Raw genomic sequence first — 15,666 nt, forward strand, 5'->3', positions numbered from 1 at the left:
AGGGCACGATGACTGTTGCGCAGACCGAAGTACCGCTCGACGAGTTCGAGGCGCTCGCGGCCGCGGCTCCGGACGGCCTTCATGTCGAGCTGATCGACGGGAGGGTCATTGTGACCCCGGCTCCTGATGGCGACCACGACGAGAACGTGATGTCTGTCGGAGACCAGATCAGAGAGCGCTTCCCGGCTCTGCGCATGTATCAGGAACGCGGGCTCTCGGTTGCCGCCTACCGGGCCGGCCGGGCGCGCGTCGATGGCGCCGTGGCGCCGGCCGGGTACTTCCGCGGCCAGCCCTCGTGGTCGGACCCGTCCGGAGTCCTGATGGTTCTCGAGGTCACCTCGGGCCGGGAGGAGGACGCCGACGTCGACCGCACCGACAAGCGCGACGCCTACGCCCAGGCCGGGCTCCCCGTGTACCTCCTCATCGACCGGCACCGCGGTGAGGCAGTGGTGCACTGGGAGCCCGAGGGTGGTCGCTACCGGCACGAGTCGCGCGCCGTGTTCGGATCGAAGCTGGCACTGCCCGAGCCGTTCGGCTTCGACCTCGACACGTCCGAACTGGCCTGAGTCAGCCCAGCGTCACCGTCACGCCCTCGCGGGCCGAGCGGCGGGCGGCTTCCAGGACGTCGAGGGCCCTGGCGGCCTCCTCGGCGGTGACCGGGGGAGGCGTGCCGTCGCGGAGGGCGGTGGCGATCTCCGCGTAGTACGCCGGGTAGTCGCCCGGCACCGTCGGGACCGGGCGGCCGCCGCCCGTCAGCGGGGACTGGCCCGCGCCGACCCTGCCCCACATCGCCTCGGGCTCCGCGCCCCACTCCTGGCCCGCCACCGGGCGGGCGCCCTCGCGCAGGGCGCCCTCCTGCGGGTCGAGGCCGTACTTCACGAAGCCGCTGCGCGAGCCCAGCACCCGGAAGCGCGGGCCCAGCTGCGCGGCCGTGGCGCTCATGTACAGGTGCGAGCGCACCCCGTTCGCGTGCGTCAGCGCGATGAACGTGTCGTCGTCCGCCTCCGCGCCCTCGCGCCGTACGTCGCACTCGGCGTACACGCGCACGGCCGGGCCGAAGAGCTCCAGCGCCTGGTCGACGACATGGCTGCCCAGGTCGTACAGCAGCCCGCCGATCTCCTCCGGCGTGCCGGACTCGCGCCAGCCGCCCTTCAGTCGCGGCCGCCAGCGCTCGAAGCGCGACTCGAAGCGCTGGACCTCGCCCAGCTCGCCCGTCCCCAGCAGGGCCCGCAGGGTCAGGAAGTCGTTGTCCCAGCGGCGGTTCTGGAACACCGAGAGGAGCAGGCCCCGCTCCTCCGCCAGCGCGGCCAGCGAGCGCGCCTCCGCCGCCGTGCCCGCGACCGGCTTGTCGACCACGACCGGCAGCCCGGCCTCCAGCGCGGCCCTCGCCAGCGGGACGTGCGTCTTGTTGGGCGACGCGATCACGATCAGGTCCAGCTCGCCGGCCCTCGGCCACAGCTCGTCCGCCGAGGCGGCGAGGCGTACGTCCGGGAACTCGGCGCGGGCCTGCCGCTGCCGCTCCTCGTTCGACGTGACGACCGTGTCGAGCACCATGCCGGGGGTGGCGGCGATCAGGGGCGCGTGGAAGACGGAGCCCGCGAGGCCGTAGCCGACGAGTCCGACGCGGAGCGGGGTGAGGGGAGCAGCAGCCATACCCGCTACTTAAGCAACGCTGTTGCGTTAGTGCAAGGCGGGCCAGGACAATGGATGCGTGAACCTCACCGCGCTGCGCAGCCACAACACCGCCCTCGTGCTGGACCTGCTCCGCACGGCGGGCGAGGGCGGTATCAGCCGGCTGGAGCTGGCCGAGCGCACCGGGCTCACCCCGCAGGCCGTCAGCAAGATCACCGCCCGCCTCCGCGCGGAGGGCCTGGCCGCCGACGCGGGACGCCGCGCCTCCACGGGCGGCAAGCCCCGCACCCTCCTGCGCCTCGTCCCCGGCGCCGCCCACGCCGTGGGCCTCCACCTCGACCGGGACGAGCTGACCGCGGTCCTCGTCGACCTCGCGGGTGTCACCGTCGCCGCACGCACCACCCCTCTGGACCTCGGGGCCGGCGCCGACGCGGTGGTGGACGTGGCGGTGGGGGCGGTGCGTGCGGTGGCGGGCGCGGTGCGGGGTGTCGGAGGCGGGGTGGCGGGCGCGGTGCGGGGCGTCGAAGGCGGGGTGGCGGGTGCGGTGCGGGGTGTCGGAGGCGGGGTGGCTGACGTGGGGGCCGTGTCCGTGCACGGCGCGTCCGACCCGCCGGCCGCACTCCTCGCCCGTACCGTCCTCGGTGTCGGCGTCGCCATGCCCGGTCCCCTCGACCACGCCACCGGTGTGCCGCACCGCGTGACCGGCTTCCCCCAGTGGGACGGCTACCCGCTGCGCGACGCGCTGGCCGCGCGCCTGGGCGGCGGGCTGCCCGTGGCGCTCGACAAGGACACGAACGCCGCCGCCCTGGGCCTCGCGCTGAAGGGCGCGGCCGGGGACTCGTTCGTGTACGTCCACCTCGGCACGGGCCTGGGCGCCGGCCTCGTGCTGGGCGGCGCGCTCCACCGGGGCGCACGGACCGGCGCGGGCGAGTTCGGCCACCAGACCATCCAGCTCGACGGCCCCGTGTGCGGCTGCGGCGGGCGCGGCTGCCTGGAGGCCCTGTGCCTCGCCGCCGTCGCGCGCGGCGACCTGGACGAGGCCGCGCGTGTCCTGGGCGTCGGCGCCGCGAACGCCGCCGGGCTCCTGGACATCGACCGCGTGCTGCTCGGCGGCCGCGTGGTCGCCGCGGCGCCCGGGCGGTTCGTCCGGGGCGTGGCCGCCGTCCTCGCCGAGCGCGCCGCCCGCGCGGGGGACGCCCCGGTGCCCGTCGCCCTCGCGACCACCTCGCCCCACCCGGTCGCCGAGGGCGCCGCGCACCTGGTGCTGGGCCCGCTGTTCGGGCTCTGAGAGGCGCCCCGACCGTCCCCGCAGCCGGTGCTGCGCCGATCGGCGGCACCCCACAGCACGTACGACGGGATCCGGCGCCGCGCCCGGGGCGGCGGCCCGCCCGCGGGGGAGGGCTCTGGTGACGACCGCACGCCGGCAGCAAAGGCACCTCCCCCATGCGACTGCGCACCGCCCTCGCCGCCGCAGCAGCCCTCTGCTCCCTGGCCGTCGCCGCAGCCCCGTCTTCCGCGCGCACTCCCCTCGGCGTCACCCGGGATGTCGCCGCTCCCGGGCGGGAGCCGCGCTGCGGTGACGCCACCGCGGCCGCGTTTCCGATCACCACCCGGATCACCGGCGGGCCCGCCGTCCACCGGGCCGGGGAGGGCTTCAGCACCTGGCGGATCGAGCTGACCAACACCACCGCCCACCCCTGCCGCAACATCCACCCCGTGATCGTCCTCACCGACCGGAACCGGCGGCTCACCCCCGCCCAGGTGCGGCTGGAGTTCGCCGCGCGGGAGGGCGGGCCGCGGCGGCCCGTCCGGGTCGAGCGGACCGACGCGTACGAGATCGTCGGCGTCCTCGACGACGACACCGACCGGACCTTCACCGGCTTCACCGTCCCCGCCCGGGGCACGGTCACCGTGCCCGTCCGGCTGGGGTTCACCGCCGACGCCCGCCCCGACCAGGTGACGGCCAACGCCGCGATCGTGCAGCGCCGGGGCGACGACGGGGAGTGGGTGGGGGAGTCGGGCGACTACCGGTTCGCCGTCGTGCCGGAGAACGCCGAGGAGGGGGAGGAACCGGACCGGGCCGACGAGACCGGGGCCGCACCGAGCCCGCTCCCCGAGGGCGAGGAGCTGGCCGGAACCGGCACCCGCCGCGGCCACGCACATCTCCTGCCCCTCGCCACGGCCGCCACCGGCTGCCTCACCCTGGGCGCCGGCGCCCTCCTCCTGGCGGCCCGCGCCCGCCGCCGGCCCTGAGCCCGTGCCGACGCCGTTCACCCTCCCGTTCACCCACGTCTGCGACCATCCGCACGTGGAACACCTGGAACCCCCGACCTGGACGACCCCCGGCGCCCCCGTCCGCTCCGGTATCCCGGAGCACGGCCGCATCCCGAAGTACTACGCCGTGAAGGCCCATGTGGCCGCACTCATCGAGGAGTTGGGCGAGGGCGGCACCCTCCCCGCCGAACGCGACCTCGCCGTCCGCTACGAGGTCTCCCGCGAGACGGTCCGCCAGGCGCTGCGCGAACTCCTCCTGGAGGGCAGGCTTCAGCGCCGGGGCCGCGGCACGGTCGTCGCCGGGCCCAAGCTGGAACAGCCGCTCTCCCTCGCCAGCTACACCGAGGGCGTCCGCCGCCAGGGCCGCCGGCCCGGCCGCCGGCTGGTGACCCTCGACCGCTTCGCCGCGCCCCCGGCGCTCGCCGCCGAGCTGGACCTCGAACCCGGCGCGTCCGTCTGGCACATGGAGCGCGTCCTGCTCGCCGACGACGAGCGGGTGGGCCTGGAGAGCACCTACGTGGCGGAGGCCCGCGTCCCGCGCCTGGACCGCGACTTCGACCCGGACTCGTCCTTCTACGCGTACCTCCGGGAACGCCTCGGCATCGGCTTCGGCGACGCCGACGAGCGCATCGAGACCGTGCTCGCCACGCCGCGCGAGGCGCTGCTGATCGGCACCCCGCCCGCGCTGCCGATGCTGCTGCTGCACCGGCTGTCCCGGGACACCGGCGGCCGGCCCCTGGAGCGGGTGCGCACGCTCTACCGCGGAGACCGCTTCAGCTTCACCACCCGACTCGGCTGAAACACCCGCAAAGGGCCCCGATCGACCCACTCGACATCACAGGAAGATAACGGGTCTAGTCCAAGTTTGGTGGGTCGTTCACCGGCCCGTCGCCCGCCGGATCCGCCCGGGATACCCGCCCGCACGACCGTTTCCGCCGTGAGAGTCATCGTCGTAGGAGCCGGCGTGGTGGGCACCATGCACGCCTGGCACGCAGTGGAACGCGGCCACGAGGTCGTACACATCGAGCGCGAAGCCGAGGCCCGCGGCGCCTCGCTGCGCAACTTCGGGCAGATCTGGGTCAGCGGCCGCGCCGCCGGCGAGGAGCTGGCGACGGCCCTGCGCGCCCGGGAGTTGTGGGAGGGCATCGGGGTCCGCGTGCCCGGCCTCGGCTTCCGGGCCAACGGCTCCCTCACCCCCGTACGCACCGCCCTCGAACGCGCCGTCGCCGAAGCCGCCGCCACCGGCCCCGACGCCGCCGCCCGCGGCTTCCGGCTGGTCGGCGCCGACGAGGCCCGCGTCCTCAACCCGGCCCTGCGCGGCGACTTCACCGCCGCCCTCTGGTGCGAGCGGGACGCCGCCGTCGAGCCGCGCACCGCCCAACTCGCCCTCCGCGAGGCCCTGCTGGCCTCCGGCCGCTACACCTTCCTGCCCGGCCGCGAGGTCCGGGACGTCGTCGGCGAGAACGGCGTGCGCGACGACCACGGCGACACCCACACCGGCGACGCCGTCGTCCTGTGCACCGGCGCCTGGCTCGGCGGCCTCGTCCGCGAGGTCGCCGGCCCCGTCCCCGTCCGCCGGGTGCGGCTCCAGATGATGCAGACCGCCCCGCTGGGCGAGCCGCTCACCACGTCCGTCGCCGACGCCGACAGCTTCCGCTACTACCCTGCGTACGACTCCCGGCGCCTCGACGAGGGCCAGCCGCAGGAGCCGGTCGCCGCGGCCCACCGCATGCAGCTGCTCATGGTGCAGCGCCTCGACGGCGGGCTGACCATCGGCGACACCCACGAGTACGAGCACCCCTTCGCCTTCGACACCGTCGAGGACCCCTACGAGCACCTGACGCGGGTCGTCGAGGGCCTCCTCGGGCGCCCGCTGCCGCCCGTGCGGCGCCGCTGGGCCGGCGTGTACGCGCAGTGCACCGACCCCTCGCGGGTCGTCCACCGCCAGCGGGTCCGCGACGGCGTCGTGCTCGTCACCGGGCCCGGCGGACGCGGGATGACGTGCGCGCCCGCCATCGCCGAGACGACCGCGAACGAACTGAACTGGTGAGCCGCCCGATGCCCCCGAAGATCCCCGCCGAGAGCGCCCCGGCCCCCGCGCACGCCATGCCGGCCGAGAGCGCCCCGGCCCCCGCGCACGCCGTGCCGGCCGGACGTCCCACGCCCCGAAGGAACCTCGTCGTCCTCGACATGGCCGGCACCACCGTCGCCGACGACGGCCTCGTCGAGGACGCGTTCGCCGCCGCCGCGCGTCGCGTCGGCGAGGACCCGGCGCCGATGCTCGACCACGTACGCGCCACCATGGGCGAGTCCAAGATCTCCGTCTTCCGCCACCTCCTCGGCGGCGACGAGACCAGGGCCCGACGGGCCAACGCCGCCTTCGAGGAGGCGTACGCGGAGCGGGTCGCCGCCGGCGCCGTCGCCCCCGTCCCCGGCGCCGCGGACGCCGTCCGCGCCCTGCGCGACCAGGGCAGGACCGTCGTCCTCACCACCGGCTTCGCCCGCGTCACCCAGGACGCCCTGCTCGCCGCGCTCGGCTGGCAGGAGCTGGCCGACCTGACCCTCTGCCCCGCCGACGCGGGCGGGCGCGGCCGCCCGTACCCCGACATGGTCCTGACCGCCCTCCTCCGTACCCGCGCCGTGGACGACGTGCGGGGCGTCGCCGTCGCCGGGGACACCGGCTACGACATGCTGACCGGCGTCCGCGCCGGCGCCGGCCTCGTCGCGGGCGTCCTCACCGGCGCGCACGACGCCGAACGCCTCACCGCGAGCGGCGCCACGCACGTCCTCGGGTCGGTCGCCGAACTGCCCGCCCTGCTCGCCCGCCTGGAGGCGCCGTGAGCGGCATACGGTTCGAGCGGGTGTCGGTCGCGTACGGCGGCACCACCGTCCTGGACGGGCTCGACCTCACCGTCGAGCCCGGCGAGGTCATGGCGCTGCTCGGCCCGTCCGGCTCGGGCAAGACCACCGCGCTGCGGGCCGTCGCCGGGTTCGTACGGCCCTCGGCGGGCCGGGTGTTCATCGGCGGCCGGGACGTGACCGGGCTGCCGCCGCACCGGCGCGGCATCGGCATGGTCGTCCAGCAGTACGCGCTCTTCCCGCACCTGCGGGTCGAGGACAACGTGGCCTTCGGGCTGAAGGCGCGGAAGACCCCCAGGGGCGAGATCCGCGCCCGGGTGGCCGAGGCGCTGGAGATGACCGGCATGGCCGGCCACGCCCGCCGGTACCCGCGCGAACTGTCCGGAGGCCAGCAGCAGCGCGTCGCCATCGCCCGCGCGCTCGCGATCCGGCCCGGTGTGCTGCTGCTCGACGAGCCGCTGTCCGCGCTCGACGCCCGGCTCAGGTCCGGGATGCTCACCGAACTGGCGCGGCTCCACCGCGAACTGCCGGACGTGTCCTTCCTGTACGTCACGCACGACCAGGTCGAGGCGCTGACGCTCGCCGACCGGATCGCGGTCATGGACCGGGCCCGGCTTCGGGACTGCGGCACCCCGCAGGAGCTGTACCGGACGCCGCGTACGGAGTTCACGGCGTCGTTCGTCGGCAGCGCGAACCTGCTGCCCGTCGTGGTCGGGGCGGACATGGTGTCGTTCGCCGGGCGGGAGCTGAAGGTCGCCACCGGCGACGCCGCCCCGGGCGCCGCCGCGACCCTGTGCGTCCGCCCGCACCTGGTCGGGCTGGGGGAGGGGCCGAACGCGCTGCGGGGCCGGCTGGCCGAGGTCCAGTGGCGTGGCTCCACCCACCGCCTCTCCGTGGACGTGGCCGGCCACCGGGTGACGGCGGACGTACGGGAACTGCGGCGACCCCCGGCGCCCGGCGCCGAGATCACCGTCCACTTCGCACCCGACGACGCGGTGCTGCTGGCGGCGGGGGTGGGCGCCCATGCCGCCTAGCACCGGCCGGGGAACCGAGAGGGGGCGCGCACACCGGGATGCCCCGCCGCCCGAGACGGGGCGTGCGCACCGGGATGCCCGGCCGCCCGAGACGGGGCGCGCACCCCTCGATGCCGCGCCGCCCGAAACGGCGCAGGCGCAGGCACGCCCCGCCGCCCCGCCGGCCGAGACGGCGGCGCAGGCGCCCCCCGAGGCCGCGCGGGCCGCCGCGCCGCCCGCAGGCCCCGAGCCCGCGCGGGCCGCCGCGCCGCCCGCAGGCCCCGAGCCCCTGCCGGGCGGGACGCTCCAGCCGCGACCCGACGCACCGGCCGGGTCGACGCCGGTGTGCCCCGATGCCCGCCCGGCCGCACCGGCAACGGCACGCCCCCGCACCCTGCGGCCCGCGCTCTGGGTCCTTCCGCCCCTCGCCGTGCTCGCCGTCGTGTTCCTCTACCCCCTCGTGCTCGTCGTCCGGGAGTCGCTGGCCCCCGGGGCGTACGCCGGGGTGCTGGCCTCCGGGGCCTTCCGGGACGCGCTCGGCACGACCGTGCTGCTCGCCGCCGGCTCGACGGCCGGCTGCCTGGTGCTGGGCTTCGTGCTGGCCCTGATCGTGGCGTTCGTGCCGTTCCCCGGCTCGCGCGCGGTGGCCCGGTTCGTCGACGTCTTCCTCTCCTTCCCGTCCTTCCTGATCACGCTCGCGCTGCTCTTCCTCTACGGCACGGTCGGCGTCGCCAACGGCCTGTGGACGGACCTGACCGGGGCCGCCACCGGGCCCTTCCGGTTCCTGACGACGCCCTGGGGCGTGCTCCTCGCGGAGATCACGTACTTCACGCCGTTCGTGATGCGCCCGCTGCTCGCCGCGTTCGCGCAACTCGACACCGCGCAGCTGGAGGTGGCGTCCTCCCTGGGCGCCCGGCCCGCGCGCGTCGTGCGGCGGGTGATCCTGCCGGAGGCGCTGCCCGCCCTCGTCGCGGGCGGCAGCCTCGTCCTGGTCCTGTCGCTGAACGAGTTCGGCATCGTCCTGTTCACCGGCGCCAAGGGCGTCACGACCCTGCCGATGCTCGTCCACGCCAAGGCGGTCCTGGAGTCCGACTACGCCGGGGCCTGCGTGGTCGCCGTCGTCAACGTCGTCCTCTCCGTGGGCCTGTACGCCGTCTACCGGGGGGTGAGCCGCCGTGCTGGTGCACACCGCTAGGGGCAGATGGGCCGCCTGGGCCCTCTTCGCCGTCCTGTTCCTGCCGCTGTTCGCGCTGCCCCTGCTGGTCCTGGCCGCCGCGTCGTTCGCCACCCACTGGTCCGGTGTGCTGCCGTCCGGGCCGACCACCGCCCACTACACCGCCGCCGTGCGCGGCGAGTCCCTCCAGGCGCTCACCACCAGCCTGGTCACCGCGGCCGCCGCGAGCGTCCTCGCGCTCACCCTCGGCACCTGGGCCGCGCTCGCCGCCGCCCGGCTCGGGCCGCGCGCCCGCCGGGCCGTGGACGCGTTGTTCGTGCTGCCGGTCGCCGTGCCGTCCGTGGTGGCCGGGCTCGCCGTCCTCGTCGCGTTCTCGCAGCCGCCGCTCCTCCTCAACGGCACCCGCTGGATCGTGATCCTGGCCCACACCGTCCTGGTCACCGCGTTCGCCCACCAGTCGGTGTCGGCGGCGCTCGCCCGCCTGGACCCCGCCTACGAGGAGGCCGCGGCCGCGCTCGGCGCCCGCCCTGCGTACGTCCTGTGGCGGGTCCGGCTGCCGCTGCTGCTGCCGTCCCTGAACGCGGCGGCCGGGCTCTGCTTCGCCCTGTCGATGGGCGAGTTGAGCGCCACGATGATGCTCTATCCCCCGGACTGGCTGCCGCTGCCCGTGCTGATCTTCACCGCCACCGACCGGGGCTCGCTGTTCACCGGCTCCGCCCTGGCCGTCGTCCTCATGACCGCCACGCTGCTGGTCCTGCTCGCCGTCTCCCGCCTCCGTACGAAGGCCGCCCACCGCTAGGAGAGAACCCCGCCATGCCCCAGCACACCCGCCTCCGCAGGCCGGCCGCCCTGGCCGCCGCCGTCCCCCTCGCGCTGCTGCCCCTCGCCGGCTGCGGCACCACCTCCGCCGCGTCCGACCCGAAGGTCGTCACCGTCTACAGCGCCGACGGCCTCAAGGGCGAGAACGGCGACGGCTGGTACGACCGGGTCTTCCAGGACTTCGAGAAGGAGACCGGCATCAAGGTCCGGTACGTGGAGGGCGGCTCCGGCGAGATGGTGCAGCGCGCCCTGCGCGAGCGGACCAACACCCAGGCCGACGTCCTGATCACCCTCCCGCCCTTCATCCAGCAGGCCGACTCGAAGGGGCTGCTCCAGGCGTACGAGCCGAAGGGCGCCGAGCACGTCGACGGCGGCGACAAGTCCCCGCGCCACACCTGGACGGCGGTGGTCAACAACTACTTCGGCTTCATCCACAACAAGAAGGAGCTGAAGACCCCGCCCACCACGTGGGAGGACCTGCTGGACCCCAAGTACAAGGACAAGGTCCAGTACTCCACGCCCGGCGTCGCGGGCGACGGCACCGCCGTCGTCATCAAGGCCATGCACGACTTCGGCGGCCGCGAGCCCGCCATGGAGTACCTGGGGAAGCTCCAGGCCAACAACGTCGGCCCGTCCTCCTCCACCTCCAAGCTCGCCCCCAAGGTCGACAAGGGCGAACTCCTCGTCGCCAACGGCGACGTGCAGATGAACTTCGCGCAGAGCCGGTCCATGCCCAACCTCCGCATCTGGTTCCCCGCCCGCGAGGACGGCAGGCCCACCACCTTCGCCCTGCCCTACGCCGCCGGCCTGGTCACCGACGCCCCGCACACCGAGAACGGCAGGAAGCTGCTGGACTTCCTGCTCGGCGAGCGCGCCCAGCGGCAGGCCAGCGCGATCGGCGGCGGCTTCCCCGCCCGTACGGACATCAAGGCCACCGACGCCAACGCCATCGCCCTGTCCGGCCTGATGCGCGGCGTCGAGATCTTCGAGCCGGACTGGACGGACATCGACAAGAACCTGACCTCGTACGTGGAGGCGTGGAAGACCGCCACCGGAAGCTGATCGTCCGTCAGAAATTCACTTCACGTCCCTGGTGTCCCGCGCGCCCCGCCGGAACCATGTCCGGGCACCGGCACCACGGATCAGCTCCAGACCCCACCCCACCCCACCCCGACCCGACCGACGGAGGACTCCCCGATGCCGCTGACCGGCACGCCCCGCCGCCGTACCGTGCTCACCGCGGGCGCCGCGACCGCCGCGACCGCCGCGTTCACCGCCCTTGGCACCGCGCCCGCCCACGCCGCCGAGGCCCCCGCGCTCCCCGACGGCACCAGCCAGGACAAGGTCCTCGTCGTCGGCATGGACGGCCTGCGCCACGACCGGATAGCCGCGGCGAACGCCCCGCACCTCACGTCCATGATGGCGAACGGCACCTACGGCACCTCGCTGCTGTACGCGAACCCCATGGCGGCCACCTCGTCCGGGCCGGGCTGGTCGACGGTCTCCACCGGCGTCTGGCCCGACAAGCACGGCGTGAAGGACAACACCTTCACCGGCCGCGACTACGCCCGCTACCCCGGCTTCCTGGCCCGGCTGCACCAGGTGCGCCCCGCGCTCTCGCTCTTCGCCGCCGTCGACTGGAAGCCCCTCGACACGTACGGCACGGTCACCGCGGGCGCCGACGCCAAGCTCGTCCTCGATGGCGACCGCGACGGCTACGTGGCCCACGACGAGACCATCACCGCCACCACCGTGTCCGTGCTGCGCGACCGGAACCCCGACGTCCTCTTCGTCTACCTCGGCAACACCGACGTCGTCGCGCACTCCTCCGGCACCGGCCAGCGCTACCTCGACGCGATCGCCGTGCAGGACGCCCAGCTCGGCCGGATGCTCGCCGCCGTCCGGGCCCGCCCCACGTACGCCTCCGAGCGCTGGACCGTCATCGTCTGCACCGACCACGGCCACGTCGACGCGGGCGGCCACGGCGGCAGCTCGATCGCGGAGCGCAGTACCTTCGTCCTCGCCACCGGACCCGGCATCGCCGCCGGCGCCCGCCCGCTGGACACCCGCCTCGTCGACGTCGCCGCGACCGTCTACCGCCAGCTGGGCATCACGCCCGACCCGGCCTGGGGCCTGGACGGCCGCCCGATCCAGGAGCGGTCCGCCGACCCGTTCGACACCCTGCAGTCCGCGCTCGGGCAGCGCGTGGACGAGACGGGCATCCCGGCGGGCGTCCTCGGCTTCACGCACACCCCGCCCAGCGGCTGGTCCGTCATCAACAACGCCATGGGCACCGGCGGCACGACCGAGTGGCGCGGCTGGGCCTTCGCCACCGACGACTTCTGGTCCCGCACCCAGCGCGACCAGTGGCGCGAACTGAACGTCCGCGCCCGTGGCGTGTTCGCGGTCGCCGACTCCGACGAATGGGCCGACACGTCCTTCTCCGGCACGTACGACTCGACGCTGGTCACACCGGCGTACGACGTCAGCGGCAGGAGCAGGGTGACGCTGGCCTTCACCACCCACTACCGCCAGGAGGCCGGGCAGACCGCCCGGATCCTCGCCTCCTTCAACGGCGGCACCCCGACCGTCGTCCGCGCGTACACGTCGGACGTCGTCGCCCAGCCCCAGTCGCTCACCCTCGACGTCCCGGCCGGCGCCTCCGCGGTGAGCTTCCGCTTCCACTACACCGGCTCCAACAACTGGTACTGGGTCATCGACGGCGTGCGGGTCACCGCCTCCTGACGGGCTAGCGCCGCTCGCGGATGCGCAGTGGAGGCCCGAGGCTCGTGCGTGCGGCACCGCCGTCGCGCCGTACGCACGGCCTTCCCCCTCGGACCTCTGGAGGATCCATGAAGCCTCTCCGCACCGCTCTGGCCGCCTCGGCCCTCGCCCTCGTCCCCGTGATCGGCCTGGCGTCGCCGGCCCATGCCCAGGTGAGCGTCGACTTCGACATCATCGGACCCGCCACCCTGCAGCCCAACGGCACCGTGCGGCTCGTCACGAACCTCCGCTGTACCGCAGGCGCGGATGCCAGCCTGTTCGTGTCCCTGCAGCAGGTGCGGCGGGGCGTTCAGAGTGCCGGCGGTGGTTTCCAGGCTGCGGATTGCACCGGCGGCATCCAGGAGCTCGTGTTCGTGCTCTCGTCGAGTGAGGGTCCCGACTTCTCCACCGGCCGGGCCTACGCCCAGGGCAGTGCCAGCGTGTGCATTCAGGTGGGGGACGGAGGCTTCGAGTGCGAGGGCGACAGCGACGAGGAGCTCATCCGCGTCCGTCGCTGACGCCACCCCCGACCGGCGGCGGCAGGTTCTCCCTTCCCGAGGGGTGGACCTGCCGCCGCCGAGCTTTAGGCTGGGGTGCGCCGGCACAGTGCGGTGACGGCGCACACCCGTCACTGCGTATGGCAGGAGTCCGCCCGTGGCAGAGCGCAAGCCGATCGAATCCTGGCTCACCGACATGGATGGCGTCCTCATCCATGAGGGCGTGCCGATCCCCGGCGCCGACGCGTTCATCAAGAAACTGCGGGACACCGAGCGGCCGTTCCTCGTCCTGACGAACAACTCCATCTACACCGCCCGCGACCTGCACGCCCGGCTCGCCCGCATGGGGCTCGACGTGCCCACGGAGAACATCTGGACGTCCGCCCTCGCCACCGCCCGCTTCCTCGACGACCAGCGGCCCGGCGGCACGGCGTACGTGATCGGCGAGGCCGGACTCACCACCGCGCTCCACGACATCGGGTACGTGCTCACCGACCACGACCCGGACTACGTCGTCCTCGGCGAGACCCGGACGTACTCGTTCGAGGCGATGACCAAGGCGGTGCGCCTCATCAACGCCGGCGCCCGGTTCATCTGCACCAACCCCGACGAGACCGGCCCGTCCACCGAGGGCCCGCTGCCCGCCACGGGCTCGGTCGCCGCGCTCATCACCAAGGCCACCGGCAAGGACCCGTACTTCGCGGGCAAGCCGAACCCGCTGATGATGCGGACCGGGCTCAACGCGATCGGCGCCCACTCCGAGACCAGCGCCATGATCGGCGACCGCATGGACACCGACGTGCTGGCGGGCCTGGAGGCCGGCATGGAGACCTTCCTCGTGCTGACCGGGCTGACGACCCCCGCGGACGTCGACCGCTACCCGTTCCGGCCCTCCACGATCGTCGACTCGATCGCCGATCTGGTCGAACGGATCTGACCCGCAAGGCCCGAGGTCACCGAGCGGTTACCGGAGGGTAGGCGGCTGCTCCGGATGCGGAGAGCGGCGAATGGCGTGAATCTGCCACCAGGAGGTTCACGATGCGTTCAGGACTGCTTGCTCTCCGTGGCGGAGCGGCCGCCGCGCTGGTGCTGGCCTCGACGGGCCTCTGCACGGGCGGTGCGCACGCCGCCGGCGACGCCCGGGTGCGCGCCACGGTCACCCCGTCGACCGCCGCACCGGGCGCGGACGTGGACGTACGGGTCGAAGGCTGCGACGGCAGGGGCGGGACGGTCGGCTCCCCGGCCTTCGTCGCCGACGTCGAGCTGGCCGGACGCGAGGGCGAGGGCGCCCCGCTGTACGGCGACACCACCGTGAGGTCCGCCACCGGTCCGGGGGCGTACCCCCTGACCGTGGTCTGTGACGGCCGCGAACACCCCGGCGCCGGACGCCTCCACGTGGCCCGCGCCTCCGCCCCGGGCCGCACCCCCGCCCCGGACACCGCCGCGCGACCCGGCCGGGCCGCCGGCCCGCCGGGCGCCGCGCCGCCCCTGGGGCCCTCGCACACCCCGCCGCCCAGCCCGCAGGCACCTGCCCGGGCCGGCGGCGGGGGCACCGCCGCATTCGTCGCCGACGCGGTGAGCGTCGCCGATCAGGGACCGGGCACGCGGCACACGGTGATCGGCCTGGTCCTGGCCGCCGTGGCCGCGGTGGCCGTGGCGCTGCGCTCCACGCGCCGCCGCGGCGGCCGCCCGGGCGCGGACTGACGATGGCGCCCGGTGCGGGCCGGCTGCCCGGCTCGGGTCGGCTGTACGCGGGCGTCGCCTGGGCGCTCGTCCTGGTGCTCATGTGGCTCTGGGGCAAGGAGGTCACGGTCGGCCACGGCGGGCTGTCCGCGCCCACGACCGGTGACGTCGCCGCGGTGGGCCGCCCCCGCGCCGTACCCCTGCCGCCGCCCCACGCCCCCGCCGAGCCGGCCGCGCCACGGCGCGTGGCGGTTCCCTCGCTCGGCATCGCCGCACCGGTCGTCCCGCGCGGCCTGGACGCCTCGGGCGGGATCGAGGCCCCGCCCCACGACACGCCGCACACCGTCGGCTGGTACGCCGGCGGCATCGCGCCCGGCGCGGACGGTACGGCCCTGCTGGTGGGCCACGTCGACACGGAGACCGGGCCCGCGGTGTTCCACGGCCTGCGCTCCGTACGCCCGGGCGCCCGCGTGCACGTCACGCGCGCGGACGGCACCGTCGCCGAGTTCACCGTCGACGACGTGAGGGTCTTCGACCGCGGCACCTTCGACGCGCACGAGGCGTACGGCCGCCGCGACCCGGACCGTGCCGAACTCCGGCTGGTCACCTGCGGCGGCACCTTCGACCGCGCGTCCGGCACGTACACGGCGAACGTGGTCGTCTCGGCGTACCTCACGGCCGTGCGTCACACGGCGCCGCCCGGCGGACCGGCCCGAGCGGCGCGCGCACCGCACTTCGCGGGCACGGCCCAGGGCTCGTGAGAACCACCGTGCCCGGTCGACGGTCCTCCCCGGCTCCGCCGGGGACCCCCCTTCCCCGGGCCGTCGACCGGGCCGGTCCTCGACCGCGGGGCCGGGCTGCGGGAGAAACCCTGGCGCCGCGCGGGAGGTTCGGGGCGGTCGGCACGCCCCGCCCACTGTAGGCCGCCCACCGGGGCCGTTCCAGAGGCCGT

Annotated in this window: 16 protein-coding genes; 15 read left to right on the plus strand and 1 reads right to left on the minus strand. The window is 75.1% G+C overall.

The features are described 5' to 3' along the window. Nucleotides 1-8: 8 nt before the first annotated feature. Complete coding sequence (locus tag ABEB09_RS21290) at nucleotides 9-566, plus strand: Uma2 family endonuclease (protein WP_345691507.1); 558 nt, start codon at nucleotides 9-11, stop codon at nucleotides 564-566. A gap of 1 nt (nucleotide 567) precedes the next feature. Here the strand turns inward: ABEB09_RS21290 and ABEB09_RS21295 are convergent, their stop codons facing one another. Next, the gene (locus tag ABEB09_RS21295) at nucleotides 568-1,653 is read right to left on the minus strand and encodes a Gfo/Idh/MocA family oxidoreductase (protein ID WP_345691508.1); all 1,086 of its coding nucleotides are present in this window, start codon (nucleotides 1,651-1,653) and stop codon (nucleotides 568-570) included. A 58-nt stretch (nucleotides 1,654-1,711) separates the two neighbouring features. On the opposite strand from ABEB09_RS21295, the gene ABEB09_RS21300 reads away from it, so the two are divergent. From ABEB09_RS21300 to ABEB09_RS21365, 14 genes are all read left to right on the plus strand, one after another. After that, on the plus strand, nucleotides 1,712-2,920 hold the full coding sequence (locus ABEB09_RS21300) for an ROK family protein (protein WP_345691509.1): 1,209 nt from the start codon (nucleotides 1,712-1,714) through the stop codon (nucleotides 2,918-2,920). Nucleotides 2,921-3,075: 155 nt separating this feature from the next. Beyond that, a complete protein-coding gene (locus ABEB09_RS21305) occupies nucleotides 3,076-3,885 on the plus strand; it encodes a hypothetical protein (protein ID WP_345691510.1) in 810 nt (269 codons plus the stop codon). 55 nt (nucleotides 3,886-3,940) lie between these two features. Beyond that, nucleotides 3,941-4,705 (plus strand): GntR family transcriptional regulator, encoded by a 765-nt coding sequence (locus tag ABEB09_RS21310; RefSeq protein WP_345691511.1) that lies wholly within the window; start codon nucleotides 3,941-3,943, stop codon nucleotides 4,703-4,705. A gap of 138 nt (nucleotides 4,706-4,843) precedes the next feature. Beyond that, a complete protein-coding gene (locus ABEB09_RS21315; protein WP_345691512.1) occupies nucleotides 4,844-5,956 on the plus strand; it encodes a TIGR03364 family FAD-dependent oxidoreductase in 1,113 nt (370 codons plus the stop codon). A gap of 56 nt (nucleotides 5,957-6,012) precedes the next feature. Next, nucleotides 6,013-6,747: a phosphonatase-like hydrolase gene (locus ABEB09_RS21320; protein WP_380841341.1), complete on the plus strand. Its 735-nt coding sequence runs from the start codon at nucleotides 6,013-6,015 to the stop codon at nucleotides 6,745-6,747. After that, nucleotides 6,744-7,799, plus strand: a complete 1,056-nt coding sequence (locus tag ABEB09_RS21325) for an ABC transporter ATP-binding protein (protein WP_345691514.1) — start codon at nucleotides 6,744-6,746, stop codon at nucleotides 7,797-7,799. The genes ABEB09_RS21320 and ABEB09_RS21325 overlap by 4 nt, the downstream gene beginning before the upstream one ends. A 322-nt stretch (nucleotides 7,800-8,121) precedes the next feature. Beyond that, entirely contained in the window at nucleotides 8,122-8,973 is an 852-nt protein-coding gene (locus ABEB09_RS21330) for a 2-aminoethylphosphonate ABC transporter permease subunit (RefSeq protein ID WP_380842600.1), read from the plus strand. Beyond that, on the plus strand, nucleotides 8,954-9,751 hold the full coding sequence (locus tag ABEB09_RS21335) for an ABC transporter permease (protein WP_345691515.1): 798 nt from the start codon (nucleotides 8,954-8,956) through the stop codon (nucleotides 9,749-9,751). The genes ABEB09_RS21330 and ABEB09_RS21335 overlap by 20 nt, the downstream gene beginning before the upstream one ends. A 14-nt stretch (nucleotides 9,752-9,765) precedes the next feature. Continuing rightward, complete coding sequence (locus tag ABEB09_RS21340) at nucleotides 9,766-10,833, plus strand: 2-aminoethylphosphonate ABC transporter substrate-binding protein (RefSeq protein WP_345691516.1); 1,068 nt, start codon at nucleotides 9,766-9,768, stop codon at nucleotides 10,831-10,833. 135 nt (nucleotides 10,834-10,968) lie between these two features. Next, nucleotides 10,969-12,516 (plus strand): alkaline phosphatase family protein, encoded by a 1,548-nt coding sequence (locus tag ABEB09_RS21345; RefSeq protein ID WP_345691517.1) that lies wholly within the window; start codon nucleotides 10,969-10,971, stop codon nucleotides 12,514-12,516. 107 nt (nucleotides 12,517-12,623) lie between these two features. After that, the gene (locus tag ABEB09_RS21350; RefSeq protein WP_345691518.1) at nucleotides 12,624-13,052 is read left to right on the plus strand and encodes a hypothetical protein; all 429 of its coding nucleotides are present in this window, start codon (nucleotides 12,624-12,626) and stop codon (nucleotides 13,050-13,052) included. Nucleotides 13,053-13,188: 136 nt separating this feature from the next. Then, the gene (locus tag ABEB09_RS21355; protein WP_345691519.1) at nucleotides 13,189-13,968 is read left to right on the plus strand and encodes an HAD-IIA family hydrolase; all 780 of its coding nucleotides are present in this window, start codon (nucleotides 13,189-13,191) and stop codon (nucleotides 13,966-13,968) included. A 101-nt stretch (nucleotides 13,969-14,069) separates the two neighbouring features. After that, nucleotides 14,070-14,735, plus strand: coding sequence for a hypothetical protein (locus tag ABEB09_RS21360; RefSeq protein WP_345691520.1), 666 nt, complete (start codon nucleotides 14,070-14,072; stop codon nucleotides 14,733-14,735). A gap of 2 nt (nucleotides 14,736-14,737) precedes the next feature. Then, complete coding sequence (locus tag ABEB09_RS21365; protein ID WP_345691521.1) at nucleotides 14,738-15,475, plus strand: class F sortase; 738 nt, start codon at nucleotides 14,738-14,740, stop codon at nucleotides 15,473-15,475. Nucleotides 15,476-15,666: the final 191 nt, after the last annotated feature.

It is taken from the genome of Streptomyces coeruleoprunus, from assembly GCF_039542925.1.
GTDB classification, from domain to species: Bacteria; Actinomycetota; Actinomycetes; order Streptomycetales; family Streptomycetaceae; genus Streptomyces; species Streptomyces coeruleoprunus.

Coding starts and splice junctions, on each gene's coding strand:
- ABEB09_RS21290 (WP_345691507.1), top strand. CDS start 9: ATGACTGTTGCGCAGACCGAAGTACCGCTCGACGAGTTCGAGGCGCTC.
- ABEB09_RS21320 (WP_380841341.1), top strand. CDS start 6,013: ATGCCGGCCGAGAGCGCCCCGGCCCCCGCGCACGCCGTGCCGGCCGGA.
- ABEB09_RS21360 (WP_345691520.1), top strand. CDS start 14,070: ATGCGTTCAGGACTGCTTGCTCTCCGTGGCGGAGCGGCCGCCGCGCTG.
- ABEB09_RS21365 (WP_345691521.1), top strand. CDS start 14,738: ATGGCGCCCGGTGCGGGCCGGCTGCCCGGCTCGGGTCGGCTGTACGCG.
- ABEB09_RS21340 (WP_345691516.1), top strand. CDS start 9,766: ATGCCCCAGCACACCCGCCTCCGCAGGCCGGCCGCCCTGGCCGCCGCC.
- ABEB09_RS21295 (WP_345691508.1), bottom strand. CDS start 1,653: ATGGCTGCTGCTCCCCTCACCCCGCTCCGCGTCGGACTCGTCGGCTAC.
- ABEB09_RS21350 (WP_345691518.1), top strand. CDS start 12,624: ATGAAGCCTCTCCGCACCGCTCTGGCCGCCTCGGCCCTCGCCCTCGTC.
- ABEB09_RS21345 (WP_345691517.1), top strand. CDS start 10,969: ATGCCGCTGACCGGCACGCCCCGCCGCCGTACCGTGCTCACCGCGGGC.
- ABEB09_RS21305 (WP_345691510.1), top strand. CDS start 3,076: ATGCGACTGCGCACCGCCCTCGCCGCCGCAGCAGCCCTCTGCTCCCTG.